Source organism: Nonomuraea sp. LPB2021202275-12-8, from assembly GCF_037044575.1.
In the GTDB taxonomy this organism is placed as follows: Bacteria; Actinomycetota; Actinomycetes; order Streptosporangiales; family Streptosporangiaceae; genus Nonomuraea.
The window spans coordinates 1-6,765 of the sequence record NZ_JBAHWD010000083.1 but is presented as its reverse complement, the minus strand read 5'-3'; the positions used below and the strand labels follow the sequence as shown (position 1 = coordinate 6,765).

Annotated in this window: 5 protein-coding genes; 2 read left to right on the top strand and 3 right to left on the bottom strand. The window is 69.9% G+C overall.

The genetic code is table 11. From position 1 onward, the window contains the following. Positions 1–193 precede the first annotated feature (193 nt). On the top strand, positions 194–970 hold the full coding sequence (locus V5E28_RS48535) for a carbohydrate ABC transporter permease (RefSeq protein WP_336217107.1): 777 nt from the start codon (positions 194–196) through the stop codon (positions 968–970). After that, entirely contained in the window at positions 967–2,778 is a 1,812-nt protein-coding gene (locus tag V5E28_RS48530) for a glycoside hydrolase family 127 protein (protein ID WP_336217106.1), read from the top strand. Before V5E28_RS48535 ends, V5E28_RS48530 begins: the two co-directional genes overlap by 4 nt. 6 nt (positions 2,779–2,784) lie before the next feature. Here the strand turns inward: V5E28_RS48530 and V5E28_RS48525 are convergent, their stop codons facing one another. The 3 genes from V5E28_RS48525 to V5E28_RS48515 all read right to left on the bottom strand — a co-directional run bounded on the left by V5E28_RS48525 (position 2,785) and on the right by V5E28_RS48515 (position 6,598). After that, complete coding sequence (locus V5E28_RS48525) at positions 2,785–3,804, bottom strand: LacI family DNA-binding transcriptional regulator (RefSeq protein WP_336217105.1); 1,020 nt, start codon at positions 3,802–3,804, stop codon at positions 2,785–2,787. Between the two features lie 137 nt (positions 3,805–3,941). After that, positions 3,942–4,991 carry a cobalamin B12-binding domain-containing protein gene (locus V5E28_RS48520; protein WP_336217104.1) on the bottom strand — a complete coding sequence of 350 codons (1,050 nt, stop codon included), beginning with the start codon at positions 4,989–4,991 and terminating at the stop codon, positions 3,942–3,944. After that, positions 4,988–6,598, bottom strand: a complete 1,611-nt coding sequence (locus tag V5E28_RS48515; RefSeq protein ID WP_336217103.1) for a PP2C family protein-serine/threonine phosphatase — start codon at positions 6,596–6,598, stop codon at positions 4,988–4,990. The genes V5E28_RS48520 and V5E28_RS48515 overlap by 4 nt, the downstream gene beginning before the upstream one ends. Positions 6,599–6,765 lie beyond the last annotated feature (167 nt).

The following is a 6,765-nucleotide window of genomic DNA, read 5'->3' as shown; positions in this document are numbered from 1 at the left end:
CATCGGTCTTCTACATCTACCTGAATTCCTTCCCCTACCTGAAGCTTGGCTACGGTGCCGCCCTGTCGATGATTCTGGCCTTCACGATCCTCGTCCTCACCGTGATCCAGTTGCTGCTGAGCCGCCGGAGCCATCAGTGAAGGGACGCGGAAGGTACCTGGTGGCGGCATGTTGTACCGCTGTCTGCGCAGTCATGCTGATGCCGCTGGCGATGTCGGTTCTCGCCTCCGTGAAGCCGACCGAAGAGGCGGCCGCCTCCCCACCGACCTACATCCCCCACGGGCTCAGCTTCGACAGCTATGCACGGCTGTGGAGTTACCAGGAGGGCCTGCCGGTCTACCTCGCCAACAGTCTGGGCACGGCGTTGCTGGCCATCGTGCTCACGCTGCTGCTGACCGTTCCCGCCGCCTACGCGCTGGCGCGTTTCCCCATCCCGGGCAGGGAGGTGATCTTCGTGGCGCTGCTGCTCGCGCTGATCATTCCGTACCAGGCTCTGCTCACGCCGATGTTCCTCATGTTCGCGAAGATCGGCCTGACCAACTCGCTGCTCGGCCTCGCGATCCTGCACACCGCCATCCAGGTGCCGTTCAGCCTCTACGTGCTGCGCAACAGCTTCAGCGCCGTACCGAGAGAGTTGGAGGAGGCGGCCATCATGGACGGTTCCTCGTCCTGGGAGGCGTTGCGCTGGGTCTTCCTCCCCTCCGCCGTGCCCGCGATCGTCACCACCGCGCTCTTCGCCTTCATCACGTCGTGGAACGAATTCCTCGGCGCGCTGGTGATGATGAGCCGCAGCTCCGCGTTCACCCTGCCGCTGATCCTCGCCACGTCGAGGACGGAGACGAGCCTCGGCGGAACGGACTGGGGCATGCTGCAGGCCGGCGTCACCATATCGATCATCCCGTGTGTCCTTTTCTACTTCCTGCTTCAGCGGTACTACGTGTCGGGTCTGATGAGCGGAGCCATCAAGTGAACGCAGGCAGCGTATGGCCGACCCCGGCGGCGAAACGGCGGCTGTACCCGGTCGACGCCTCCAACGTGGAGATCCTCGGCGGGTTCTGGGCGCTGCGGCAGCGGCTCAACCGCGAGAAGACGATCCTGCACGGCTTCGGCCGGCTCCAGCAGCACGGGGCGCTGGGTAACCTCCGGCTGGCCGCCGGCGGGCCGGGGCGCTATCAGGCTGAGGCCGACAGCGGCGGCACGACCTTCCCGTTCCTCGACTCCGACGTCTACAAGTGGCTCGAAGCCGTCGGCTGGGAGCTGGCTCGTGGTGCGGATCCGGCTCTGACCGCCGCGGCGGAGGAGGCGATCGGGGTGGTGGCCGCGGCGCAACGGCCCGACGGTTATCTCAACAGCTTCGTCCAGGTGGTCGGGGGTGGCGTCCCCTATGGCGATCTGGCCTTCGGACACGAGTTCTACTGCGTGGCGCACCTGATCCAGGCCGCGGTCGCCTGGCACCGAGGGCTCGGCGACGACCGGCTGCTCACCGTCGCCACGCGCGCCGTGGCCCATGTCGACGCCGAATTCGGCGCGCAGGGCAGGGCTGGCATCGATGGGCATCCGGGGATGGAGATGGCGCTCGTGGAGCTTGCCCGGGTCACGGGTGAGGAGCGCCACCTCGCACTCGCCGCGCGGATGCTCGGGCTGATCGGTCATGGGCACTTCGGGGCTCAGTACTGGCAGGACCACGAGCCCGTACACGAGGCGGCGACCGTTGCCGGGCATGCCGTTCGCCAGCTCTATCTGGACTGCGGCGCGGTCGACGTCGCCGTGGAACTCGGCGATGAGGCATTGCTCACCGCCGTGCGGCGCCGCTGGAGCGAGCTGACCCGCAGCCGGACCTACCTCACCGGCGGGACGGGCAGCCGGCATCGCGACGAGGCATTCGGTGACCCTTACGAGCTGCCTCCCGACCGCGCCTACGCCGAGACCTGTGCGGCCATCGCGAGCGTGATGCTGGCCTGGCGCCTCCTGCTCGCCACCGGTGAGTGGGAGTACGCCGACGCGATCGAACGGGCCATGTACAACGGCGTGCTTTCCGGCATCTCGCTCTCCGGCGAGGAATTCTTCTACACCAACCCGCTGCAGCGGCGAACTCACCACACGGCGGAGCCGGGCGGGCACAGTGGGCGTGCCCCGTGGCACGCGTGCGCCTGCTGCCCACCCAACCTCATGCGCCTGTTCAGCTCCTGGCATCACTACCTGGCCACGAGTGACGAGGGCGGCATCCAGATCCACCAGTACGCGGACGCCGACATGACGGTGGGAGACGTCCGCCTCTCGATCCGGACGGAGTACCCGTGGCAGGGCCGCGTCACCGTCCACATTCTCCAGACGCCGGATCGGCCATGGACGCTCTCCCTGCGGGTGCCGGCATGGAGCCGCTCGGCCGACGGCCCCGTGGTCCGGCACGCACGGCGGTGGAACGCGGGCGACAGCGTCGTACTCGACCTCGAACCGGTGATCCGGGTCACCGTGCCCGACCGGCGCGCCGACGCGATCCGAGGTTGCGTCGCCGTCGAGCGCGGCCCCCTGGTCTACTGCCTCGAGACCGCCGACGCTCCGGCCACGACGAAGCTGGAGGACCTGGCGTGGGACGGCAGCCGCCAGCCCCTGGAGGTGCCGCGGTCCGACATCGAGCCTGCGATGATCGGCGTCAACGTCCCGGTCGTCGACCTGAGCTCGGCGCCCCCTGGCGAGAGCCTCACCGCCGGCGCGATCCCCTACTTCGCCTGGGCGAACCGGCAGGTGGGGGCGATGCGGGTGTGGATCCCGGCATGATCGGTCTCATCTCAGAGCCGGAGGCGCGGTCGAGTCCCGCACTATCAGTGCCGGCTGGAAGATCTCGAGAGCCGGCGGGCGCTGAGCGTCGGCGGGCTCTCGAGCCAGCCTGACCGCCTGCGTGACCGCGTAGCCGACGATCTCCGATATCGGCATCCGCACGGTGGTCAGCGCCGGCACGGTATGCGCCGCGATGGCGATGTCGTCGAAGCCGACGACCGACAGGCGATCCGGCACCGTCACGCCCAAGCTGTGCGCGGCGTGCAGCACGCCCACGGCCACCACATCGGTCGAGGCGGCGACCGCCGTGGGCGGGTCGGGCCGGTCCATCAGGCGCCGCAGCGCGGCATCGCCGCCGGCCAGGGTGCTCGGGCTGCGCTCGGCGTAGCCCGGCGGCACGGCGCCGAACCGATCGCGCATGAAATCGAGGTAGGCCTCCTCCCGCGCCCGATACTCATTGGGAAGCTCCGCGTTGACATAGGCGATCCTCTTGTGTCCCAGGGACACCAGATGTTCCAGCCCCGCCCGGATGCCGGCCCGGTCGTCGGCGTCGACGGTCGGGAACTCGCGCGGGCTCGTACCCGGCCAGAGTGCGACCACCGGCACGATCGAGTTGCGCAGGTCGGCCAGGAACTGCGGGTGCTGCTGCATGTCGCCGAGCAGCACCACCGCATCGGTGTGCCGGGTCTCCAGCACGGTGGTCAGCGAGAGCGCCTCGTCGCCCGCCCGGCCCGGCACGTGGCCCAGCACGACGTTGTAGCCGTGCGCCATCGACTCGACCACGAGCGCCTCGATCGCCCCGGCGAAGAAGAGATCGCTGAAGTCGCGCACCACGGCGCCGATGAGGTTCGTCGAAGCACCGCGCAGCCCGCGAGCCAGCGGGTTGGGCCGGTAGCCCAACTCCCGGGCAGTCCGCAGCACCCTCTGGCGAGTCTCCGGCGCGATGGGCACGGCGGTGGGCGCTCCGCTGAGGACACGGGACACGGTGCTCTGCGAGACGGCCGCCGCAGCGGCGATGTCACGCATGGTAGGGACGGGCCGCCTAGCTGACCGGTCTTCAGACATCCGGACAAGACTATCGCATCACGATGCAGGCATACGATTTCGCCCACCTGGCAGGCGGGCCACCAAATGACGCCGTCAGCGCGGCGACGTGCCCGGACTCACCGGCCGGGTCCTGATCGGCTCAGCTCGGTTCGCACCCGTGCGAGCATGGCGAGGGCGCGGGGGGAGTCGGTAAGGCGGTCGGCCACGGTCTGCAGGGCGGCGAGCAGTTCGCGCGCCGGGATTCCGCGCGCCGAGAACATGCCCGCCATCCAGCCGGCGAAGGACGAGAAGAGCTCGGGATCGTCGACGTACAGGGCCGCCCGCAGGAAGTCGACGATGTACGCGATGGTCTCGGCGGTGGGTCCGCATGGCTGATCGGTGTAGGCCGCCGTCTCGGGGGCGTGCCGGGCCAGCTCTTCTACGACGCTTCTCACCAGGTCCGCGGCGGACAGGCTCAGCTGGGTGTATTCGGGGTCCGCCAGGTGAGGCGGCCCGTTCTGCTCTGACGTGGGCCGGCGCGGCAGGGGCCCGGCGGCCAGGAGGTCGGCGGCGGCACGCGCGTCGGGTGCCCAGGCGTCGGCTCCGAGCAGGCGGGCGTAGCGGCCGTCCGGGCCGAAGGCGGCGCCGCCGACCAGCACCGGCATGCCTGCTGCCTGGCACGCGCTGATCGCCATGTGCGCGGCGGGAAGCCGGATCGCGAGCGAGCTCGACAGCGCCGCCGCGTCGGGGTTCGTCCGGTGCAGGTGTGCGACAAGGGGTGGCGTGGACACCTGCGCGCCCAGGTAGTCGACGCGCCAGCCGCGCACCCGTAGCACCTCGGCCAGCAACCGCGCGGGGAAGGCGTGCCACTCGCCATCGATGCACGCCACCGTGATCCGTCCCCTGGTCGGCGCCGGATAGATCCGCAGGGCCGGGTGGTGGGCCAGGGCGGCGACCACGCGCTCGTTGATGGCTGTCGCGGTGTGCTCCTGGGCGACCGTGATGCGGTTGGCCGCCCATTCGCGGCCGACGCGCGACTGCACGGCGGCGACGACGTCCAGCAGCAGCGTCTCCATGGGGACGCCGGAATCGAGCGCGGCCATCGCCGCGGCGGCGGCGGCGTGTTCGTCACCGGCCGTCGCCGCCGCCCACAACGCTTCGACGTGCCGCTCGATGTCGTCATTCACGCGAGCTGCCCTCCTGCTGGGCCGTGCGGGATGGTGCGGGAGGCGGTGATGGCGATGACCGCCATGTCGTCGTGCTCGCCGTCTCCGACCCACTGGGAGGCCAGCATCTGGACGCGTTCGGCCAGCGCCTCGCAGGGCATGCCGGCACACTGCCGGAGCTGCTCGCTCAGCTGCTCCTCGCCGAAGAAGTCGTCGCCGAGCGGGCCGCCCCTGGCCTCGATGATGCCGTCGCTGTAGAGCAGACACGTCTCACCGGGGTCCAGCACGACCGAGCCGGTGACGCTGGTGATGTCCTCCAGCATCCCGATCAGCGTGCCTGGGGCCCCGGCCTCCTCGACGCGGCCGTCGTTCCGTATGATCAGCGGCGGCGGGTGCCCGGCGCTGGTCAGCCGCAGCGCCACCTGCCCGCCCCTGGCCTCGAACGAGACCAGCACGAGAGTGACGAAGCGCGTCGGGTCGTCGTCGGTGATCAGCACTCCGTTCAGCAGCTCCAGCATGTGCTGGTGATCGTCGGCCAGCGGCAACAGGGCCCGCAGGGTGTTGCGGATCCTCCCGGTGAGGATGGCGGCCTCCAGCCCTTTGCCCGCCACGTCGCCCAGCACGACCAATGACTCACGTCCTGAACCGGCGACGGGATACACGTCGTAGAAGTCACCACCGACCCGCTCGCTGGGGCCCGCGGGCCGGTAGAGGGCCGCCAACTCCACGCCCTCCAGCCGCGGTATGGGGGGTGGCAGCAACTCGGCCATCAGGGTCTCGCTGATGAGCGCCTGCTCGGTGTACAGGCGGGCGGCCGAGATCGCCGCGCCGGCCCACACGGCGAACAGCCGCACGAACATCTGCTCGTTGTCCGACCATTCCGCCGGATGGGAGCGGCACAGCAGCACCAGCGCGCCTGCGGGCAGGCCGTGCCCGGGCAGGGCGACCAGCGCCATGGACCCCACCTCGCCGGGCCCTTCGCGGAGCACCCAGCCAGGGGCATGGGCCGGGTCGATCCAGTGGGCGGACGCCGGCGTAATGCCCTGCAGCGCCTCGGTGAGCCCTGGCAACGTACGCGTGTCGATGATCGTGTCCTCGCGAACCGCCTCGCCTTGCAGGCCGCAGTAGGCGATCGCGTGCCTCCGGCCGGCTACCGGCATGACGACCAGCGCGGCGTCGGCCAGGCGCTGGGTCGCCAGGCTCGCGGTCATCTCCAGACAACGGTCGAGGTTCAGGGACGACAGCAGCTCGTTGGAGGCCTCGACCATGAACGCGGTCCATCCCCGTTCGGCGCGCAGTGCGTCGATGTCCTGCCGATGCCCGGTGACGTCGACAAGCCACCAAATGACGCGATCGCTGTCGGCGTGGACGGGATGCGCCTGGAACACCCGCTGGCCGACCGGCCCGCGGGGCGGTTCGCACCCGATGCCGGCCTGGCCGGCGCCGAGCCCATCGGAGTACATGTGGTGGGCTCGCGACAGCCACTCGGGGGCGGCCCTCGACAGCCGCTCACCGGCGTCCGCACCGGCGAGCAACGACCGGGACGCGCTGTTCGCCCGCTCGATGACGCCTGCGGCGTTGACCGCCAACATTGGGTACGGCGCGTCCTCCCACACCATCTGGATCATGCCCCGTCCCAGGTAACTCCTCAGATGCGTCACGCTACAGGCAGAGGACCACGGCCCGCTTCATGCCATATCGCTTCTTTGCAGTACCTTTCATCCAGGCCGGAACCGACCGTCCGACTGGATGATCACTCTTGAGAGTGACGGCAGTGGGCTGCCGAATCCAGATA

What these genes read in the sequence shown, in the direction of transcription:
- V5E28_RS48525 (WP_336217105.1), bottom strand. Translation starts at nt 3,804, where the DNA reads ATGCGTGACATCGCCGCTGCGGCGGCCGTCTCGCAGAGCACCGTGTCC.
- V5E28_RS48535 (WP_336217107.1), top strand. Translation starts at nt 194, where the DNA reads ATGCTGATGCCGCTGGCGATGTCGGTTCTCGCCTCCGTGAAGCCGACC.
- V5E28_RS48515 (WP_336217103.1), bottom strand. Translation starts at nt 6,598, where the DNA reads ATGATCCAGATGGTGTGGGAGGACGCGCCGTACCCAATGTTGGCGGTC.